A 20,296-nucleotide genomic window follows, 5' to 3' on the forward strand; every position below is an offset into this window, starting at 1 on the left:
CTCAACCCTCCAGTTGCAGTAGGCGAGCTTCCTCATCTGGCGACAATTCCAGCTCCTTCACCGCGACAGTCCAAGACTTACGCTGCAGATCGACTTCTGGCTTACCTGAAGTTGCCTTGAAGGCAGGGACAGGCTGACTCGTGAAACGCCGCTCCAACGCAACAGAAAACGCGTCGAATGGCACCTGCAGATAGTCCGCCATCTTCCGGACGACCCTTGCAGGCGCAAAAACGGATCCGCTCAGAATTAGGGTGGCCAGAACACGATTGTCTCCCAAGTCAGCCTCAGCAGCGATCTGTTTGGCCTTCGGCCCCTTCACTCGCTCGATGGCTTCCAACGCCAGAGCGACGGAAGCATCAGTAATCGCCGGAGCTTTTTCCGCCAATGCGGCAGCTACCGGACAATGGGACAGAGCCTCGGCGAGCACCCCGTTTACGAACGAGGAGGTAGAGCGCTCATACTCCCCTGCCGTCAACTGGGCTTTCATCACCAGGCGTCTTTCCGCCCGGATGCTCCAGTTCTGCGTATCGGCACCGACAAAATCACTCGCCTTGCGCTCGTACTCAGCCAGCAGTTTCGATGTGCTCTTGGTTCGGGACTCACGGTCGAATCGGGTAAGCCCGTCTTGAAGTAGATCACGTGCGGCGACTGCACGCGAAACGCCTCTGCTTTTCGCGACCGAGTCGATCTTTTCGAGCAGTGACACCTTCGTCGTGACGCCGATCTGTTCGCGGGCCTTACGAGTAGCTTCATCCATCTCTTTAGCCTTCACCTCTGAATGCATGATCGTCTCCATTACCTGGGAATTCACCACAGGCTGCTTGGTTGAGACAGAGAGCTTTTCTCTCTGATCTTCACTCGGTGTCTGAGGCATCAGATTCACAAGCGCATGCATCAGGTTGAGCACCACATGCGGCTCGTCCTGGCCATGCACGTTCACACAGTTGCCATCAGGCAGGGTAAGACGGCATCTGACGCCCTGAGATGTTCTGGTCAGGCTAATATAAGGTTTCAGGCTGGCTAGAAAACTAGCGCACCCGTTGAGATAATCGGCAAGCTTGAGGCTGGGCTTTTTCATGGATCCGAACGATCGCTAGCAAGAAGACGCGTGATGAGTCACGCTAGCGTATATCATATTTATATCAACCGCACGCATAGGCACACAATTGATCGACGCTCATTTTTGTACTGCTTTGCGAATCGTTGTCACGAACTGGAAAGCACAGCTAACCGTTGATGCGATGACTCAGCAGCTAAGCGATCCAGTTGCGTTTGGTCAATCGCTGCTGCCGGCGCTCGACGAAGAATTAACGAAACTGGGCTGCACGCGCGGTGATGTTCATGGTTTCGCATGGAAATCGCCATGCCTCCACCTGCGCAGTGTTTTTGACCCGCAGCAGCTCCCTGAAACGCCGATCGATTTTCGTCCTGTCCCCGAGTGCGAAGGCACGTTGGTGGCCCGTGCCACAGCGATCACCTGTCTGGCCGCTCTGGGCGCAGATACCGTGTCGTATGGATCGGAAAACGGCGGAGAACTCTTCGTGAACCTTGTTGTGATTCCAGGGGAAGGCAGGGTTTCAGAAAAGTCCCAGGGAAAAATGAGCGGTCATACTGATGGAGTCTCGTTCCCAGTGCGCGGCCACCTTGACCCTGAAGACTCGCGTATCGCACCATCGCCAGACTTTGTGTGCCTGTCGGCCTTGCGCAACCCCAACGCGGTGCCGACGACAGTGATGCCACTCGATGCGATTCTGAACCAGCTGGATCCCCTGCATATCCAAGAGCTGCAAAAGCCCCAGTACATCCTGCAGTCGCAGCTCACCTTCCGCGACGGTATGGAAGAGATCCTCGGTCAGGAACTGCTGGTCGATGATGCTCAACTGTTGTTTCGGATGCAGAGTGGGTTCTGGGTTCGCTACAGCCACAGTTCCACACAGCCCGCGGATGCGGGCGAGACACCTGCCAAGCAGGCCATGCATGCTTTGGCCCAGGCGTGCCTGAATTGCGTCATCCCCGTCGCGTTGGTTCCCGGTGATATCGCCATCGTTAACAACCGCATCGCGCTTCATGGCCGAACCAAGATCGGCGAGGGGCACGGCGGAGAGTCCCGCTGGATGCTTCGAACCTATGGACTGGACACATCGGAGCTGGATGAATCCCAACGCCATCCCGATAGCACCTTCATGCTCTTCCCTTAACTGCACACTCTGCGAAGAAGCCGCTCAAAAGCGGCCCACCTGCCTCGCACAACCAGTTTTTTACAAGTTTTTTGCCGACCTGAAAACGACTGCAGGCCTTTTAACGATCGGCATGAACCGTAGCCAGACCGATACGATGTACAAGCTGGTGTACGCACATGCGGTCACGCTACTAGAGGCGCTGATCAGCACAATCTATAGAAACCGACTTCTTCAACAGAATAGGCCGATTGCTACCTTTCCCCAGCAGAAACACCGGTTGTCAGCAATCCACAAACCAATTGTAAAAACGATATCCCGCAACCACCGACACAGCACAGGTTCCGAGGCTCAAAAGAGACCATTGCCCTTCAATGCCGAGCCACCGCTGCACTTTGAAAAGAAAAGCACCCATCAAAACACAGGCCAGAACACCAAGAGCCAGGCCAACCAAAGCGAACAGCCGAGCCCCTACCCCTGGATTTCCGCCGTGCCAGTTCTCACTCAGGCAAAAGGGGCAATGATTGGACGAAGGCGAATAGCCCCAGAAACCACGGCTATATGACGCTCTCGGAACCATCGCTTTGCCACAGTTGTGGCAGGTAACCATCGAGTGTCTCATACCGAACCTCAGCTCAAATAGTCCTAGATGAGCCCATGGTGCGCTACCGCGGAAAAAACCCAACTGCGTGACCTGACATCTACCCAGCACCCGGTCTGAGCTGGGCTCAAACCCTCCTACGTTGTACACGACCGACTTTATTTAATGCTCCCCGGTGGTTGACTGGCCTCGCCAGGTCGTAAAACGATAATTAAGGACGCCAGTTCAACTCCTCAAATAGCCGCTCATCGGAAATACGTGCACGGGGGCACTTATGGGGGCACTTGAGAATAAACCTATAAATAAATTTATTTAAAACAATAGGTTATGTACATAATTTAAATCCCCCCGGCTCCACCATTTCATCATCTAAAGACGTCCACGGACGTCTTTTTTTGTGCCTGAAACCCAGTAAATACGGGGCTTTCAGCGCCATCGAGCTCCATAGCCCTTCACGCTGATCCATTTTGAAATGTATTCCAAGGCGTATTCCAAGCCCGCGGCTGGTAAATTTTGGAATACACGAACAGCGTTGGAGTACCCATGGGCGCCCAAGCCACACGCCTTTCAGACCTGAAAATCAGAGCCACCAAACCCAAAGCCAAGGACTACATACTGACCGACGGCAACGGCCTCCAACTGCGAGTCCGCACCAATGGTTCGAGGCTATGGAATTTCAACTACGTCCATCCCGTGACGAAAAAACGGATCAACATGGGGCTGGGTACGTTCCCTGAGCTCAGCCTGGCCCAAGCGCGAAAACGCACCGTTGAGGCCAGAGAACTGGTTGCCCAGGGACTGGACCCAAAAGAGCAGCGCGATGCCGATCGCCAAGCGAAAAAAGCCGCGACAGAGCACACCTTTCAAAACGTGGCGACGGCCTGGTTTGAGCTGAAGAAAGATTCCGTAACAACCGCCTACGCTGAAGACATTTGGCGCTCGCTCACGCTGCACATCTTCCCGGATTTATACGCGACCCCAATTTCCGAAATCAGCGCTCCCCAGGTCATCAAGTTGCTTAAGCCACTTGAGACCAAAGGCAGCTTGGAAACGGTCAAGCGCCTGACCCAACGCCTCAACGAAATCATGACCTACGGGGTGAACTACGGACTCATTCATGCCAACCCCCTGAGCGGAATTCGATCGGTCTTCAAAAAACCAAAGAAGAAAAACATGCCGGCATTGCCTCCCGATGAGCTCAACGAGCTCATGGTGGCGATTGCCAATGCCAGCATCAAAAGAACCACCCGTTGCCTCATCGAATGGCAGCTCCACACGATGACTCGGCCAGCAGAAGCTGCGACCACCCGATGGGCTGACATCAACTTCGAGAAGAAGATCTGGACGATCCCTGCGGAGCGAATGAAGAAACGTCGCACACACATCATCCCGCTCACGGAACACGCCTTGGCCCTCCTGGAGGCCATCAAGCCCTACAGCGGACACAGGGAGTACGTATTTCCCTCCGACCGCAATCCTCGTACCCATTGCAACAGCCAGACCGCGAACATGGCGTTGAAACGGATGGGCTTCGAAGGGCGACTCGTAAGCCACGGAATGCGCTCCATGGCGAGCACCATCTTGAACGAGCATGCATGGGATGCCGAATTGATTGAGGTTGCCCTGGCTCATGTCGACAAGGATGAGGTTCGAAGCGCTTACAACCGCGCAGATTACATTGAACGTCGACGTCCCATGATGACCTGGTGGAGCGAACACATCCAAAAGGCAGCCACGGGTGACTTTTCAGTAGCCGCAGTCCATGAAAACAGAGGTCGGAAAGTCGTCTCGATTCGTTAATCAAAGTCGACCTGATGGCGACGTCGGCGACAGCGGCGACAACCCTCGTCGTCTCTGACCACGGACAAGGCGACAAACAGGCAGCCGTCGCCACCACGCGTTCCGATCATGCTTCTTCAGCCAAAGCCGCTGCAGTCGGGAAGGCTTCGCAGCAACGTTTTCAGCGGCTCGCTTGGCGAGCTTACAAACAGTAAAAAATCCATCTAGAGCCACCGAGATCCAAGGTCTTCTACGTCAGTTGCATTCCCCAATGGCCTGGTTGATCGCTAGTCGAACACGAGGTACACCAATGCCTCACGAGGCGCGGTTAGCGGCGATCCTAGGTAAGTAAGAGCCAAGAAGCGAGGGAAACTGCCCCAATAAGGAGATTGTTGTCGATGCAACTGTGCGAAAAATGCGATCCACCGCGCCCTCTGCTGGACTATCGGCCCCAACCATTGGCCTACCCGGTCGAAGCGCTGGGTGAACTCCTCGGGGGCGCGGTAGAACGAATGGCAGAGGTAATCGGCGCACCGAATGCCATGGCCGCACAATCGGTGCTGGCCACCGCAGCTCTGGTAACTCAAGGCCATGCCAACGTACAACTCGATGGCCGCACCTATCCGTTGTCTCTGTATCTGCTAACGGTCGCATCATCAGGTGACCGTAAAAGTGCGGTGGATCATCAAGCTCTCTCCGCAGCGCGTAACTGGGAGCGAGAGCAGTGGTCCGTGTACACGGAGAAGCTCAACGCCTACCAATCAGCCATCCGTCTTACGGCCAAAGCCCATCGACAGGAAAAGCATGAAATATGTGAACTGTCCGAACCCGTCCAGCCCAGGTTGATCTCCACCGAGCCCACCATCGAAGCTCTCGTAAAAAACCTGTGTTATGGACTGCCAAGCATGGGCCTGTTCAATGACGAAGGCGGTCAATTCCTCGGTGGCAGCACCATGAGCAAAGAGAACCAGCTCAAAGCGATCACCACGCTTTCAAGAATATGGGACGGCAGTCCGATTGATCGGACACGGTCCATGCCTGGGGAAAGCCTACGGGCCTATGATCGTCGTCTCAGCATGCATCTGATGCTGCAGCCGTACCTGGCCAACCAATTCCTCAAAGACCCAACGGTCAATGGTCAAGGTGTGCTCGGCAGATTCCTGATCAGTTGGCCTGAGCGTTTGATCGGTCAGCGCCTGTACAAGGCGGTAGATCTGACGCATGACGCCAAAGTGCAACGCTACCAAACGCATATCACTGATCTGCTGAAGAAGCCGTTGGCGACCAACAAGGACGGATCACTCAAGCTCATGACATTGGAGTTGACGCACAGCGCCCGCATTGCCTGGATTGATATCCACGACTCTATAGAGTGCCAGTCTGGCGAGTTCGGGGAGCTGGCCGGCGTTCAATCCGTCGCCAGTAAAGCCGCTGCCAATGTACTGCGCATCGCTGGGGTTCTGGCGGCAATCGAAGAAGCCCATGCCTTGAACAAAGAGCATATTCAGCGCGCTTCAACGCTAATGGATTATTACCTGGCCGAGATCCAACGCTTGACTGAGCAAGAGCCGGTTAACACCCTGCGTGAAGAAGCGGATCGCTTGTTACGCTGGCTGAAGCAGAAAGGCTGGAACCGCTTTACCATCCGAGACATCAACCGCAACGGCCCTCGCTTTGCGCGTAAGAGCTGTAATCACACCGCCACGCTCCTCGTTGAGCTACTCACAGCGAGCTGCGTGAAGAGTCAAGATGCCAAGACTTTCGAGGTGTGTCGTGTTCCGTCTGAATGACGCAGTACGCCGCTTCCAGTCGAAAAATCAGACAGCACCTGTCCTGCGATGTGTCGCCACCTCCGTCGCCACGCTGTCGCCAGATGCCAACCAGGGCATCCCGCAGGTTGTCGCCAGTGTCGCCGCTGTCGCCACACCCCGTGCAGCCCCTGTCGACATCAAGCTGCTAATCCAGCAACTGCGCAACGATGGGGTTGTGTTGCACCACCATGAAAATACTCTGCACATACGACCGAGGCACTGGCATCAGCTGGGGCAAATCAGCTGCTGCTGGAAGGATATGCTGTTCTTCCTCCAAACGACTGAAAATGAATGATGATTGTGTCGATGGGTCAGCGTGAGAGCCATGATGTTGGCTATTTCCAGCTGCTGTCCATCAACATTCAAAGATTTGGTCGCCAGCCCTAACATCTCTATTGTGAGCTCGGCATCAGACTCGCCATCTCAGATCGACAACATGCGCGAGATATTGACCGTTGAGGTCTGGTGACAGAACCGGTGCACGCCTGCCGCCCCATGATTTACCACTGCGGACTGATGGAAGACTTGCTCGCTAAACCTGAATCTGAGATGAAAACGGCAACCGCAAATGCCCCTCGGCCAACATTCGGAAACACTCGATAGCCGGTCTGCGGATTGACAGCAAATGTCAGTAAATGCAATTTTGCTAGCGCGCAGTAGCCGCCAAGATCCTCGAGACGGCCCTGCGGTTTCCCGCACGATCCCCCCAATGACGCGTTGCTTCCCGCAGCGTGGACAGGGAATTTGAATAACGATGGAAGCATGGATACTCCGACCCAACGCACGATGGGCCATTCCTGTCTTGGAGTAGGCCTTTTTTGATATTGGAGGCCTTAATGAAGATGCCACTGGCAATGTATAAAGCACTGAAAGCGATCAACATGCCGGAGCCAAAAATCGAAGCGGTAATCCAAGTTATGGAACCAGCTGTCCTCCCTTCCCCTGCTTCTAAGTCTGATTTCGACATTGCACAATTTCGGGCAGAGTTAGCCCGGTTTGAGGTTAGTCTCATTAATAATATTGGTGTAATGATTTTCTCCGCGGTGGCGGTTCTCTTCGTCTGGATCGCATTTATCCACTGACAAACTCTCTCTTCCAACAGCATCAGGAGCCACCCGTTCTAGGACAGGTGGCTTTCTAATTTTCTTAGGTACCAGTCTCTGGATCGCGTGGCAGTGTCTACTAGGCTGCCACGCCCAGCAACTCTGTTAAGGACAGCTATTGGCCAAAAGCAGCCACTCGACATATGGCCTCCCTTATCAAGACTCAAATCCCTGTATCAGCGGTGTTTTGAACGTCATAGATCTTTTCAGAGAAGTGAGATTTCAGCCGATGATCCAGTAGTGCTTTGAAAATATCAGGGCAGCTTTCTGGCGTAGGCGCGATTTTTCCGTCAGCTTGAAAGGGGATGTTGAGGCCAAAATTAGCGTACTCGCGTCGCAGATTACCCATGAATCTTGCGTCGAGATAATGCCCCTTCATTTTGATGGCCGACGCCCTGCGAAGCTGCATGGCATTTGTCCCAACGTAGTCGCTCACCACGTCGGTAGTGGTGAAAAGCGCTTGGAAATCAGCCTGAGCTAGGAGCTCAGAAAAGTCTTCCTGGTGGGCTGCCTTGTGACTCAATATCGATTCAAAGCTGGGTTTGTGTTTGATGAATATAGTGTCTTCCAGCACCGCCATGTCGAAGTCCTTCGCGATGTGAAAGCTGGGCGCTTCATCAAGTTTCAGCGTTTTGGATTTGAAAAAGGTGTGAATGGCACCAGCTCGCTTTTTTGTCTTCCATGTGGAATCCGTTTTGCGTACGCAGTACAGATTGCCCCGAGTACTTGAGAATTTCACCAAGTAGAATTCGGCGTTGGCCAGCTCTTTCATTTCGGAGACTCGCTTGGCTGGAGTCTGGTCATGCGACTCTGCGACAAGCTTGGCTGCGTGGGTCTCGTCCTGCGGAATTGTGAGCGCGCTCGATTGATTGTTTTCAGCGAGCAACCCGTATTCAAGCGTCTCAGTGAGCGCCGCTTTGAAGGCTGCTGCCGTCGACTTCAATGCCAGTTTGAGCTCATTATCCAAGCTAACCCATTTACCCGTGTATTTGGGCTCTGGTGGCATGCCTTTTGTGTATCGCTTAAATACCCAAAAATTGACCGTTGCTTGTTCGAGATCAAAATCGTGTAAATCCTGCAGCATTGTCATGGTTTAATCCCTTTTTACTATGACTTCTTGAATGAACTCGACGTCGATGGTGGCGTTGGCGACAGGCTTGAACTCAGTTTTTGCCAAGGCTTTATCTACGCGCTCAGTAGGACTGTTCTGGTACCGATATTTGATCTCGTAGAGCTTCCAACCCAAGATAATTAGAATAGGATTGAGCACGACTTGACCAGTTTTGTAAGACAGCCAAAAGATCCACACCATGAATAGCGTAAAGCCCAATACTTTGGTCAGTTGTGAGTACTCAAGACTCATGAACGAGACGATGTAGGGCACGACGTAGTTGATCAGGTCGGTTGGAATTTGTTTTGACTCAATAATAGTAATTCTCTGTGGCTCTTGCTTACACCAAATCACCAAGACGGTGGTTAGAAAGCAAGCTAGGCAGCAGAGTGCAAACCCAATCGAAAGGCTAGAGTTGTTGAACGGGAGCTCGCACTCCGATGACATCTGCCAAAGCGTTGCGTCGCAAAAAGGCCTGCTGAAGAGGTCGACCTTCAAGTCCTGAACCAACAGGATGATGCTGAGCGGAAGGTAGGAGCCCAGGAAGATTGCTGCGGCGAATACTAGCCTGAGTTCCATTAGGCATCCCTGCTAGAGTGGGGCGAAAATTATGGAAATTAGGATAGCGATGATCTGTGGCTGCGGCTAGTGGCCTTGTGCCCCCAGCAGCTGGAGAGTCTAGGTTGTTGGCGATGATGCGATTTTGGTCAAAGCTGCTAATTTAGCCTGGCTCACATGCTTCATCGAAATCATCCGCAATGAATCGTTCCGGGTTTCCCAAACACATGGAAGGCCTGCTATTGGCCGTTTTCTTCCTTTGGCAAACCTCAGATACGGGGGGTCGTATAAACCCTAAAGCTCCGTGTGCAGGCGTGGCGTGGGAACCATGCCGCTCCTGCACACGGAGCCGACAAGGCCGAAGGCCGCGTCAGCCCCCAAGCAATGGGTAATATGCTCCAGCCGCAGGGCCAAATCCCGCCCCACGACGCCCGGGCCATAACTGGGCCGTCACTGCAAGCCGCAGTGACGGCCCTCCACACGCCGCCAACAATGCGAGCAACGCACAATCCTATTGAGTGCGGCGTACGTGATGAAGCCCGCTTTACACTGACCAAGTAACGCCAAAAGACGACTGGCATCATGCGTCGTCATCCCAAAAGCCCCAGGCCCCGCGAGCGGTTTGTCCATCAGAATGGATGGATTGGGCCCATTCCAAGTATGCCAGCTCCGTTCGCATACTGACCCCTACCCATGGGGTGGAGCCTCTTTATCCCACGGATTTATTCTTCACGCGCCACTGCGCGCCGTCTTTCACGGTGACCCCGCGAGCAATGCACAGCACTACCTTCACTTTCCTAACCGCACCTACTGCTGGAGAACTCATCTACGCGAAATGCCCATTCATCCCGCACGAACTCCGTCCGGCCTTCCAACAGGATGCAAGACGGACGTCTCATTCGAGACACTGGTGTTCCTGACCACCATGCCCCTGCCCTCACGGGATCTCGCCTAGCGAGTTGGCATCAACACTAACCAATGATTCTCAGGACTACGCAACAACACCGACCAATTCCATGAGGGTGGAAAGATGGACGATTTGACCTACACCCTGCAGCAACTTTGCCGGCGCAACCGCGATGGCAGCCACAACACACAGGCCGACCGAATGCGGTCACTTTCCCTAGCAGCAAGGCAGCTGCGTGAGGCCGGTTTCCGGCAGATGAAGGCCTCCTCTCTGAAGGGTAAACACGTCCAGGCATTGCTGGACCGCTGGCAAGGCGAAGGCCTTTCGTCAGGTACGATCAAGAATCGACTCTCACACCTGCGCTGGTGGGCGGAGAAAATCGGCAAGGCCGGCACCCTCCCGACGGACAATACGCAACTCGGCGTGGCGGATCGACGCTATGTCACCAATGTGAGCAAAGCCCAGGAGCTGGGATCGAGACTAGACCTGGTTACGGATACGCACGTACGCATGAGCCTTCAGCTTCAATCTGCGTTTGGGCTACGTCGTGAGGAGGCGATCAAGTTTCAGCCCAGGTATGCAGATCAGGGAGATCACATTCTGCTCAAGGGCTCGTGGACAAAGGGTGGGCGTGATCGCTCTGTACCTATCACCACTCCACTACAGCGCGAGGTGCTGAAAGCGGCACATCGGTTGGCAGGGGCCGGCTCATTAATCCCGGCTCAGAAAACGTATATCCAGCAGAGAAATACCTACGACGGTCAATGCAAGGCAGCAGGGCTGAGCCATATGCATGGGTTACGTCATCATTATGCGCAAAGCCGTTACGTAGCTATGACAGGGTGGAAGGCACCGGCAGCAGGAGGAATCTCTTCCAGGGAATTGACCTCAGTGCAGCGTTCCCAAGATCGTATTGCTCGACAAATTATCAGCCGTGAACTCGGGCATGAGAGAACACAAATCACCGCGACATATCTTGGGCGATAGTTCAGGGCGCTCGACGTCTATGAGTCGTGAAAGTGTGTACCTCCACAGCGTGGGGACTTAGCGCCGATCCCAATCATAAGGACAATGGTGTCCACGTAAAGAAACGCTGAAATCCGAGTCGTGAAGCTTTGATTCACCATCTGTCTGCGCACGCTCCAACTGGGTTCCACTGAGACGCTCGCTAATCGCATCCATCCGTTGCATGTGCTTCGGTCCCGGCCATATATTAGCTCGATGTTCGGCATCAGGCGCGGAGCGCGGTCATGGAAGACAGAGAACACTGGTTTACGTTATTGGCCCAAAAGGACTGGGAGGCGATTGGCAAGCTTCTCTACCAGAAAAAGAAGGCCAAGGTGCAAGATCCCTATCTGGCTCAAATGACGGGCTTCTTTGAGACCGAGTTCTTCTCCTTCGCCGAACCGCTTCAGCCTGTTGAGCGCTCTAGGCAATTCGAGTCCACCAACCTGCTCATTGAGCTGAACCAGCATGGCTTCAGCCAGGACTTTGTGGATCGATTTGTTGATGAGCGGCTGAAGCTGATGCAAGAGACCAAGCACTCAGGGCTGCTGAACTATGCCCAGTCGCATCAGCACCGTCCGCTGGCCAAGGAGATCATCCAGTCCTTCCTGCAGGCCAGGCCAGAGGCCGTTGCGGCGAGCATGCGAGAAAATATGACTATCCGGGCCACGGAAGTGACGCCCGGAAAGCCAAAGACCATCCGGCTATTCAAATCGAAGCAGGAAGAGAACTTTTACGAGGCGGTGCGGCGGGTTTTCCCAACCTACCACCCATACCCCAATGTGGCACTGAGCTGCGTACTGGATTATCCGGCGATCAAAGATCATTTGTCAGAAAAGACTAGGTCGTACTTTTTCCGGGGTATCGTCGACAGCGTCGTATTCGATGTGGGCAGTGGCTACGAGCCGAAGTACTTCATCGAGCTGGATAGCAGCTTCCATGATGATCCCCAGGCGCAAGCCAACGACCAGATGAAGGACGCCATCTTCCGCGCAGCCAATACCAAGCTCATACGCATCCGGCCTCTGAACACCAAGGCCTCCTCAGTGGAGGAGTTCGAACGACTGGTGCGCGAGCTGATGCGTCAACTCTGATTGCTTGGCGCGACGGTTCTGGATTGGCCTCCGGGCGGAGACTGAAGTGTCGAGTTCGAAAGCTGGCGGAGCGGAAGTTTTTCTCGGATGATCGGCAGGGCCGGGATTGCTCCCCCGCGGCTGTCATCTGCGCGCTCCACTGACAAGGACAGGGAAATGCAATCCAGCAAGCCAACCGTCATTTACCTCGATAGCTCTGATTATTCACACCTCACCCGCCCTCATCTGGAGCCCGCACAGAGCCAGCAGCTAGCAGCCTTGAGAGCACTCAAGAAGCGCAAGGACGTGATGTTTGTGTATTCAGGGGCGCACATCGCAGAAATGTCGCCCTTGGAGGCGCAATATGCCAGTGCAGGCGTGGTGCGCACTGCGCTGATGGTTGAGCTGTGTGGACGCACCACGATGATTTCCTACGATCGCCTGATGAAGGCTGAGCTGTTGCGGCTGGTGGAGCGCGTTCCAGCTCCTGTAGATGTGCTGGATGCCAACGGTGGCTGGTTCCCGGACATGGGGTCGCTGATGAGCCCGCTGGATGAGTTAGACATCCCTGGCATGATGCAGGAGGAGATGGACAAGCACCAGATGAACCGCAAGGCGCGCCGGATCCTTCAGAAGAACATGTCCAAGCAGGGTGGTTTCAGCAGCAACTTTGAGAAGACCACAGGCGAGACGCTTGATTTCACCGAGCTGTTGAAGAAGGTGCCCATGCGTAAACGCGATGCGGCAGTTCTCAAGCGGTATGTGCTGGGCACTGCCACGCGCGCGCAAGCCGACCAAGCCTTCCTGGAGAGCCTGCGTGACCCTACCTTCATGTCCCAGTGGTTCATCCACAACCACCACCAGCTGGGAGCAGTTGTTGAATGGGTTAGGAAACCGGCGCAGCAACTCCTCGCAAGCTGCCAGCAGACGCTTGACGACCTTAATGATCGGCTGGCTCAACTGTCGAAATCCGAACGTGCTGAGGCGATGCACAGTGTCAGGGGCGAGCGCTGGACGAAACTGAAAAAGCGAGGAATGCTCGACATCGTGAATCACCTGCTTGAAAGCCTGCTGCCTGAAGCCTTCAAGTGCGAAGACGCCTCGCTGATTGAGCGCTACTGTCCAGGCCTTTTCGTCTGCGTCAACGCTTTTTACACCTCGCTTCACAAGTCGCTTGGGGAGAATGGTCGAGAGCCGAAGGCCAGTGACTTTGTTGACCTAATTCATGCCCTGTACATCCCCTACGTTTCGTACTTCCGTGCCGATCGCTACATGTGCAGCGTACTGCAGCCGCTAGCCGAGGCTTATGGCACTGAAGTAGTGGCAACGCCGGCTGCGATTATTGAGTCCCTAAAGGAAGGGGCGCACCAAGCAGTCTGATCATATTGGGGGATCGGGCTGGTTGACCATAATCATGGTTGCTGGGCTATTTTCGGTAATTGGGTGTAGATCTCTTTGGCGCCTATGGTGGCCAAGCGTCACTTTAAACGTTGAGTGTGACGCTATATGTAGGATCAAAGGATTGGTTCGGGACTGCGGATTTCAGTGATGAATACCTCTAAACGTAAGGCAACGCTTCTTAGCAGCGAGCAAACTTCAAGGAGGCGCTGCAAGAGATCAGCATTGAGCTCGGGCATAACCGAATTGATGTGGTTTCGACCTACATTGGAGGCGTAACTTGAAAAACCCCTTCGATATGAAGCTGTTTCTGAGCGGCGCACTGACCGGTTCGAACGATCACAAGGCGAAGACATCTGCGGTAAGCTAAATTTATATAAGCGGCCATCCAGCTTCGATGGCAACGCGACAACCCATGGACCTGGCAGATCAAACATATGAACTGGTTTCTTACCCAGCACGTCAAAGATCACGCAGACGCAACTCGATATTATTATCGGCTAACTGCGCTTTTGATCTGGAAACGACTAGAGCGTGGAACCTTTATAGTCTAACGCTCAAATATTTTTTAATCCGTCGTCGCATCGTAAGAAAAGTACCCATGCTCTTTGTCAAATTTCAAACCTTGGGCGACTTCAAAGCTACCATGAAGGTAATGTTTCCCATCACCCCCAAGCTCAAGATGGCATCCAAGACGCTCGACCATTGGACTGATGCCTGAGTGGTCATCTAGCCACTCGTTATAGCCCGCAATCGATGGTCCTCCAACGTTAATTACAAACTCGATGCCATAGAAAAGAAACGCAAAAAGCGTCTCCTTACGCTTATTCATAAAAAGTCCACAGCCAAATCCAGCGTGAACCCACTCATCGGTTGTTGGATGTCTCATTAGAGTGCCATGTGGAAAAACACGTCGCTGTGAGTAGGGCCATGCCTTAAAGTTGTCACCATATCGAGCATATTTTCGCACGTTTTCAAGAAATGGCTCACGGCTCAGATGGGAGGTTCCCCGCGGGCTTTTACAAAATAACTCTGCAAAGGTTTCGTAAGCCATTTTGCAAAGAAACCTCGACATCTCTCTCTGCGGAGAATTGTCCTCAATTGTAAATATCAGTGGCTGCTCAAAGCCGCCAGCCATTACGTTATGAAGATCACGACGGTTGCGCTCGTTTTCCGAGTCAAACTGAAGGTCGCCACTTGGTAAACGGCGCATATTAACAGCGATATCCGTCCCAGCAATATGGCCGAGCAAAGATGGGAATGTCCCCTTTTTATTAGGAACCTGCTGCCATGCTCGAATATTTCTCATCCATGAATGGGTCAACACTGGCTGCTCGACTTTCCGAGCAAAGTAGTTATTACACTTATCACAGACTACACCGCGTGGAAGCACACGCCTTTTGCTGCCTATTGACTCCGGCATGATGTGCTCAACACTACGAGATTTTGTAGAGTCGCATTCGCAAAAGATACATAGCATAGGCTGTTATAATCCATTCTTATCTGGTGCAAGCACTATATAGCGTGCAGAGTGCGCTTTGCAAAAGCCAGGCAAGTTGTACATACAGATTTTTATCTTCATTTTCGGTCCAGCACTCGAAGTGCCATCGTCACCGAAGGCGATATTTTTTGGGCCGAAACGAGAGCTACGTTAAATGCTTGTCCCTATAACCACCCCTCACACAGCTTCGATGCCTGGTCCAGTATCATTTGCGCTGCATCCTCAGCCTTATCCGGTGGATACTTGTATTTACGCAAAATCCGCCGCACCAAGATCCGCAGCTTAGCCCTAACGCTTTCACGACTACTCCAGTCGACACTGACATTGGCCCGCAGACTAGCAGTGAGCTCATGGGCAATTTTCGCCAGGATTTCATCGCCCAACTCCCGCACAGAAGCTTCGTTAGTCGCCAAGGCATCGTAAAACGCCAACTCATCATCGTTCAGCCCAAGCACATCACCGCGCTTGCTGGCCTGGGCGAACTTTTTGGCCATCTCAATCAGTTCTTCAATGACCTGCGCCGTTTCAATGGAACGGTTCTGGTAGCGCTTGATGACGTTTCCCAACAACTCAGAGAATTTCTTCTCCTGAGTCAGGTTAGAGCTGTAACGGCTTTTGATTTCTCCTTCGAGCAATCGCTCCAGAAGCTCCACTGCCAGGTTTCTTTCTGGAAGGTTGCGCACCTCTGCGAGAAACGCGTCATCGAGCAAGCCGATATTGGGTTTCTCCAGGCCCACTGCCTCGAAAATATCCACAACATCACCAGAGACCACTGCATTGCCGATGATCTGTCGGATAGCTAACTCGCGCTCTTCGTCGGTTTTTTTCTGTTGACTGACTTCGCGTTTGATCAGAATGACTTTAATAGCCTGAAAGAACGCCACCTCTTCGCGAATAACTTTGGCCTCATCCAGCGTGCAGCACAAAGTAAATGCTTTACCCATGGCCAACGCGTTATCGGCAAACCGCTTTTTGCCATCCTCCATTCCCAGGATATGGTTAGCTGCGCCGGCCAGTAGTTTGTGTCCCCCCGTGAGGAATTCACCGTAATCGAAGCCATGTAGCAGGCTGCGCAGAACGTCGAGTTTCTCCTCTAATACCGAGTAGGCCTCGTAAGCATCCACCGTCGGCCGGCCTTTACCTTTGCTGCCGGTGTACTCCTTCAGCGCGGCTTTCAGTTCGTTGGCAATGCCGATGTAGTCCACCACCAGGCCGCCCTGCTTGTCCTTAAAGACACGGTTAACCCGGGCAATGGCTTGCATCAGGTTGTGGCCCTTCATAGGTTTGTCCACGTACAAGGTATGGACGCACGGTGCGTCAAACCCGGTCAGCCACATATCGCGGACAATCACGAGTTTGAGGGGATCCAGTGGATCTTTGAAACGCTTCTCCAAGCGCTTTTTGACCTGCCCAGAATAGATATGCGGTCGCAGCAAGGCCTTATCCGATGCGCTGCCCGTCATCACGATCTTGATTGCACCTTTCTCCGGATCCTCGTCGTGCCACTCCGGACGCCGAGCGATGATCTCGTTGTACAGGTGCACACAGATCTCGCGACTCATGGCGACCACCATGGCTTTGCCGGGCATCTGCTCCATACTGGCCAGACCCAGATTACGGGCCTCAAAGTGTGTGATCAGATCCGACGCAATGCTCCGAATCCGTGGTTCTGCCCCGACGACCTTTTCCAACGCGGCCCAACGGCTTTTCAGTCGCGACTGCTGATCGTCTTCTTCATCTTCTGCCAACTCGTCGACCTGATCGTCGATCGTAGGTAGCTCGCTCTCTTTCAGCGACAGTTTGGCCAAGCGCGACTCATAATAGATGGCGACGGTCGCCCCATCTTCAGTGGCCTGCTGCATGTCATAGACGTGAATGTACTCACCAAAAACCGAGCGCGTGTCGCGGTCCTCACCGGATACTGGAGTACCAGTGAAAGCGACAAAAGTGGCGTTCGGCAGCGCGTTGCGCAGGTGATGAGCAAAACCAACCTGATAACGCGCTCTGCTCTCAGCAACCTGAAGCCCCGCAGGTACTTTCAGCTCAGCGTTAAAACCATATTGAGTGCGATGAGCTTCATCGGCGATAACAACAATGTTTGGCCGCAAGGACAATACCGGGAAGCTGTCTTCATCGACTCCAGGCATAAACTTCTGGATGGTCGCGAACACGATACCGCCACTAGGACGGTTGGCCAGTTTCGCACGCAAGTCCCCACGTGACTCCACCTGGACGGGTTGCTCACGCAGCAAATCCTGGGATAACGAGAACACCCCGAATAACTGACCATCCAAATCGTTGCGGTCAGTGATCACCACAATGGTTGGGTTTTCCATCGCCGCTTCCTGCATCACCCGAGCCGCAAAACACGTCATGGTGATGCTTTTGCCCGAACCTTGCGTATGCCAGACCACCCCGCCCTTATGACTACCGCCGGGACGCGATGCCGTCACTACCTGCTGAAGGGCAGCGCGAACGGCGTGGAATTGGTGATAACCGGCAATTTTCTTTACCAGACGGCCGTCGTCTTCGAACAAAACGAAGTAACGCAAGTAGTCGAGCAACATCTCTGGTACCAGAGCACCGCGTACCAATGTCTCCAGCTCGTTGAATTGCCCCAATGGGTCGAGATCCTGGCCGTCGATGGTGCGCCAATTCATAAAGCGCTCAAGATCTGCCGACAACGACCCCATACGGGCCTCACTACCATCGGAAATCACCAAGACTTCGTTGTATTGGAACAGGTCCGGAATCTGCTCTTTATAGGTCTGGATTTGATCAAAGGCTTTACCCAGATCAGCCTTCACATCTGCAGGATTTTTCAGTTCGAGCAATACCAACGGCAGCCCGTTAACAAACAAGATGATGTCCGGACGCCGAGTGTGTTTCGGCCCCTGGATACTGAACTGATTGACCGCCACCCAGTCATTGGCGTTCACATCAGCCCAATCGATCAGGCGAACGAAGTCGCCTCTTGTTTCACCGTCTTTTTGATACTGCACGGGTACGCCGCCAACCAGCAGGCGATGGAACAAGCGGTTAGCCGACAACTGCACCGGCAGCCCCAACTCTAGCACCTGCTTTAACGCATCTTCACGCGCAGCTACTGGAACCTTTGGATTAAGCCTCGCCATGACATTGCGCAGGCGCTCAGCCAGCACCACCTGGCGATAGCTTTCACGCTCGGGTTGCTCACCATCATGAGCGATATTCGGCCCATACAAATGGGCGTACCCCACCTCTGCCAGCCAGCCGAGGGTCTCCTGCTCCAATTGGTCTTCGGTCATTCCAACTCACTTCCTGTGTTCAGATCACCGGCCAATTCGGCCTCAATCTCGGCAATGCTCGGCAGATTTCGGCCCAGGGTTTCGGGCAAGTCGCGCAGCAATTGGTATTCGGCAACGCCGATGGGTTTTTCGATGCCCGACAAAGCGTACTCGGCCACCAAGCGGTTTTGCTGTTTGCACAGCAGCAGGCCGATGGTGGGTTTGTCATCCTCGGCTTTAATCTGCGCATCCACGGCCGCGAGATAGAAATTCAACTGGCCGGCGTGCTCGGGTTTGAAAGCCGTTGCTTTGAGCTCTACCACCACATAACACTTGAGGCGGGTGTGGTAGAACAGCAAATCAATGAAGAACTCATCGCCGCCCACATCCAGGCGAAACTGGCGGCCGACGAAAGCAAAGCCTGCGCCTAGCTCCAGCAAGAAACGAGTGATATGACGGATCAGTCCATCTTCAATATCACGCTCGTGAGCATCGTCGCCCAAGCCGAGAAAGTCGAACAGGTAGGGATCTTTCAGGGTTTCGTGAGCCAACGCCGACTCAGCAGCCGGTAAACGTGTAACAAAGTTAGTGACTGCCGCGCCCTGGCGCTGCTGCAAGCGGTTCTTGATATTCTGCTCCAGCGTGCTGCGTGACCAACCGAGCAAGACGGTTTGCTGTGCGTACCACTCACGTTCGGCTGGGCTGGCCAGCTTGGTCAGCAGGGTCACCACATGGAACCAGGGCAATTGGGCAGCAGGCTGCTGCCCAAATAGAGCATTAGGGCAATGCTGGGCAAAAAACGCCATGTACTTGAGGTTACGACTGGAAAAACCACGGATATCGGGAAAGGCATCGGAAAGGTCGCGCGCCAATCGCTCAATGACTTTCGCGCCCCAAGCGTTAACCTGCTGACGTTGCCTGATTTCCGCTCCGATTCGATGATACAGCTGCACCAACTCTGCGTTGATAGCCAGTGCAGCACGTTGCCGAGATTGAGCAATATCGACTTTAAGTTGAGTCAGCCAGTCGGCGTAGCCTTCGGGCAGTGCGGAAATCGTTTCTTTAGTCACTCACTGGCCTCCCACTCCTTGGCCGACACCTCACCGGTCTGGTGAAAACGGCGTATACGGCCGATGAACTCGGCGAAGTCGGTGTTCTCTTCAGTCAGTCGATTGCACATATCCCAGTCGATTTCGCTACGTTCGCGAGCGGGGATCAGGATTTGGCTTTCTGCAGGATTCTCTACGTCGAGCTGTATCACACCAATGCCATGGGCCGAAGCGAGCATCCGTAACTCTTTGAGGGTGCCGTCTCCCTCAACGGTGCCTGCCACCAAATAGCCGAAATGTGCCCAGGAGGAGTTGGACACGGCTTGGAAAAAGCTCTTGCGGGCATTCGAACGATTGAGCAGCAGCTTGACCTCGAAGGACCACATGCGGGCACGGCGCTCGCCCTGCACGCCGACGCATTCGCGTAACTCGCGAGTCCAACCAGCGGTCAGGTCTTCCAGCCCCACCAAATCGGGATGCAACCATTCATTACCACCGCTGCCAGCACGATTGGAGGAACGTTTTTCGCTAATCCGCATGGCGTATACCCGCTGATCGTCCGTCAGCAGGTATTCGGCCAGCAATGGGTAAAGTGCGTGCTCACGCAACAGCGAGGGCTCAGGGAGGCCTGACGTGGCGAGGGCTACTCCTTCAGCCGCGGCCACCTCAGCGTTGGCGTCCATTTCCGACCAGTAATAATGACGGGGGCGGCCTTCGGTTGTTTTCAACTGAGGATGCATCTGCTGCCAACGTGGGCGTGAACCAGAAATCTCCGCTACCAGTTGCTGTACCAAGTCACTGTCAGTCTGGATGTAGCTGGCACTACCTGCTTTTTTGACCGCGCATTCGGCGGGGAACTGCTCGAAGATCCATTGAGCAAGTTCGCGGGCGGTCTGCTGGGTATCAGGAAGGCTTTCCAGACGATTGACGATGCGTTGACGGAGGTTCAGAGCCATA

Annotated in this window: 16 protein-coding genes and 2 pseudogenes; 10 read left to right on the top strand and 8 right to left on the bottom strand. The window is 53.9% G+C overall.

Features of this window, described 5'->3' with window-relative positions:
* Position 1: 1 nt before the first annotated feature.
* Positions 2 to 1,078 (bottom strand): hypothetical protein, encoded by a 1,077-nt coding sequence (locus tag CGA22_RS10675; protein ID WP_223194723.1) that lies wholly within the window; start codon positions 1,076 to 1,078, stop codon positions 2 to 4.
* Between the two features lie 88 nt (positions 1,079 to 1,166).
* Here CGA22_RS10675 and CGA22_RS10680 point away from each other — a divergent pair, with 88 nt between their 5' ends.
* The 6 genes from CGA22_RS10680 (at position 1,167) to CGA22_RS10705 (ending at position 7,450) form a co-directional block, all read left to right on the top strand.
* Positions 1,167 to 2,198, top strand: coding sequence for a TauD/TfdA family dioxygenase (locus CGA22_RS10680; RefSeq protein ID WP_223194724.1), 1,032 nt, complete (start codon positions 1,167 to 1,169; stop codon positions 2,196 to 2,198).
* The gene (locus CGA22_RS10685) at positions 2,152 to 2,742 is read left to right on the top strand and encodes a hypothetical protein (RefSeq protein ID WP_188258577.1); all 591 of its coding nucleotides are present in this window, start codon (positions 2,152 to 2,154) and stop codon (positions 2,740 to 2,742) included. Before CGA22_RS10680 ends, CGA22_RS10685 begins: the two co-directional genes overlap by 47 nt.
* 579 nt (positions 2,743 to 3,321) lie before the next feature.
* Complete coding sequence (locus CGA22_RS10690; protein WP_041025018.1) at positions 3,322 to 4,578, top strand: integrase domain-containing protein; 1,257 nt, start codon at positions 3,322 to 3,324, stop codon at positions 4,576 to 4,578.
* 377 nt (positions 4,579 to 4,955) lie between these two features.
* Entirely contained in the window at positions 4,956 to 6,347 is a 1,392-nt protein-coding gene (locus tag CGA22_RS10695) for a YfjI family protein (RefSeq protein ID WP_041025019.1), read from the top strand.
* The gene (locus CGA22_RS10700) at positions 6,331 to 6,663 is read left to right on the top strand and encodes a hypothetical protein (RefSeq protein WP_041025020.1); all 333 of its coding nucleotides are present in this window, start codon (positions 6,331 to 6,333) and stop codon (positions 6,661 to 6,663) included. The genes CGA22_RS10695 and CGA22_RS10700 overlap by 17 nt, the downstream gene beginning before the upstream one ends.
* A gap of 541 nt (positions 6,664 to 7,204) precedes the next feature.
* Positions 7,205 to 7,450, top strand: coding sequence for a hypothetical protein (locus CGA22_RS10705; RefSeq protein WP_041025021.1), 246 nt, complete (start codon positions 7,205 to 7,207; stop codon positions 7,448 to 7,450).
* 184 nt (positions 7,451 to 7,634) lie between these two features.
* On the opposite strand, the gene CGA22_RS10710 is transcribed toward CGA22_RS10705, so the two are convergent.
* Positions 7,635 to 8,561 (bottom strand): Kiwa anti-phage protein KwaB-like domain-containing protein, encoded by a 927-nt coding sequence (locus tag CGA22_RS10710; protein ID WP_041025022.1) that lies wholly within the window; start codon positions 8,559 to 8,561, stop codon positions 7,635 to 7,637.
* A gap of 3 nt (positions 8,562 to 8,564) precedes the next feature.
* On the bottom strand, positions 8,565 to 9,161 hold the full coding sequence (locus CGA22_RS10715) for a hypothetical protein (protein ID WP_052435207.1): 597 nt from the start codon (positions 9,159 to 9,161) through the stop codon (positions 8,565 to 8,567).
* A 1,009-nt stretch (positions 9,162 to 10,170) separates the two neighbouring features.
* Between CGA22_RS10715 and CGA22_RS10720 the strand changes: the two genes are divergently transcribed.
* From CGA22_RS10720 to CGA22_RS27130, 4 genes and pseudogenes are all read left to right on the top strand, one after another.
* Positions 10,171 to 11,034, top strand: coding sequence for an integrase domain-containing protein (locus tag CGA22_RS10720; RefSeq protein ID WP_041020197.1), 864 nt, complete (start codon positions 10,171 to 10,173; stop codon positions 11,032 to 11,034).
* Positions 11,035 to 11,297: 263 nt separating this feature from the next.
* On the top strand, positions 11,298 to 12,146 hold the full coding sequence (locus CGA22_RS10725; protein ID WP_041020198.1) for a DUF2726 domain-containing protein: 849 nt from the start codon (positions 11,298 to 11,300) through the stop codon (positions 12,144 to 12,146).
* Positions 12,147 to 12,302: 156 nt separating this feature from the next.
* A complete protein-coding gene (locus CGA22_RS10730; protein ID WP_041020199.1) occupies positions 12,303 to 13,505 on the top strand; it encodes a hypothetical protein in 1,203 nt (400 codons plus the stop codon).
* A 298-nt stretch (positions 13,506 to 13,803) separates the two neighbouring features.
* A pseudogene (locus CGA22_RS27130) lies at positions 13,804 to 14,077 on the top strand (hypothetical protein).
* A gap of 14 nt (positions 14,078 to 14,091) precedes the next feature.
* On the opposite strand, the gene CGA22_RS10735 reads toward CGA22_RS27130, so the two are convergent.
* From CGA22_RS10735 to CGA22_RS10750, 5 genes and pseudogenes are all read right to left on the bottom strand, one after another.
* A complete protein-coding gene (locus tag CGA22_RS10735; RefSeq protein WP_262928115.1) occupies positions 14,092 to 14,850 on the bottom strand; it encodes a hypothetical protein in 759 nt (252 codons plus the stop codon).
* A 3-nt stretch (positions 14,851 to 14,853) separates the two neighbouring features.
* A pseudogene (locus CGA22_RS27420) lies at positions 14,854 to 15,003 on the bottom strand (HNH endonuclease); the annotation flags it as partial.
* A 185-nt stretch (positions 15,004 to 15,188) separates the two neighbouring features.
* Entirely contained in the window at positions 15,189 to 18,311 is a 3,123-nt protein-coding gene (locus CGA22_RS10740; protein WP_041022618.1) for a type I restriction endonuclease subunit R, read from the bottom strand.
* Positions 18,308 to 19,360, bottom strand: a complete 1,053-nt coding sequence (locus CGA22_RS10745; protein WP_041022619.1) for a YhcG family protein — start codon at positions 19,358 to 19,360, stop codon at positions 18,308 to 18,310. Before CGA22_RS10745 ends, CGA22_RS10740 begins: the two co-directional genes overlap by 4 nt.
* On the bottom strand, positions 19,357 to 20,295 hold the full coding sequence (locus tag CGA22_RS10750; RefSeq protein ID WP_041022620.1) for a COG2958 family protein: 939 nt from the start codon (positions 20,293 to 20,295) through the stop codon (positions 19,357 to 19,359). Before CGA22_RS10750 ends, CGA22_RS10745 begins: the two co-directional genes overlap by 4 nt.
* Between the last annotated feature and the right edge of the window lies 1 nt (position 20,296).

This window comes from Pseudomonas sp. PSB18, from assembly GCF_014596565.1.
Lineage (GTDB): Bacteria > Pseudomonadota > Gammaproteobacteria > Pseudomonadales > Pseudomonadaceae > Aquipseudomonas.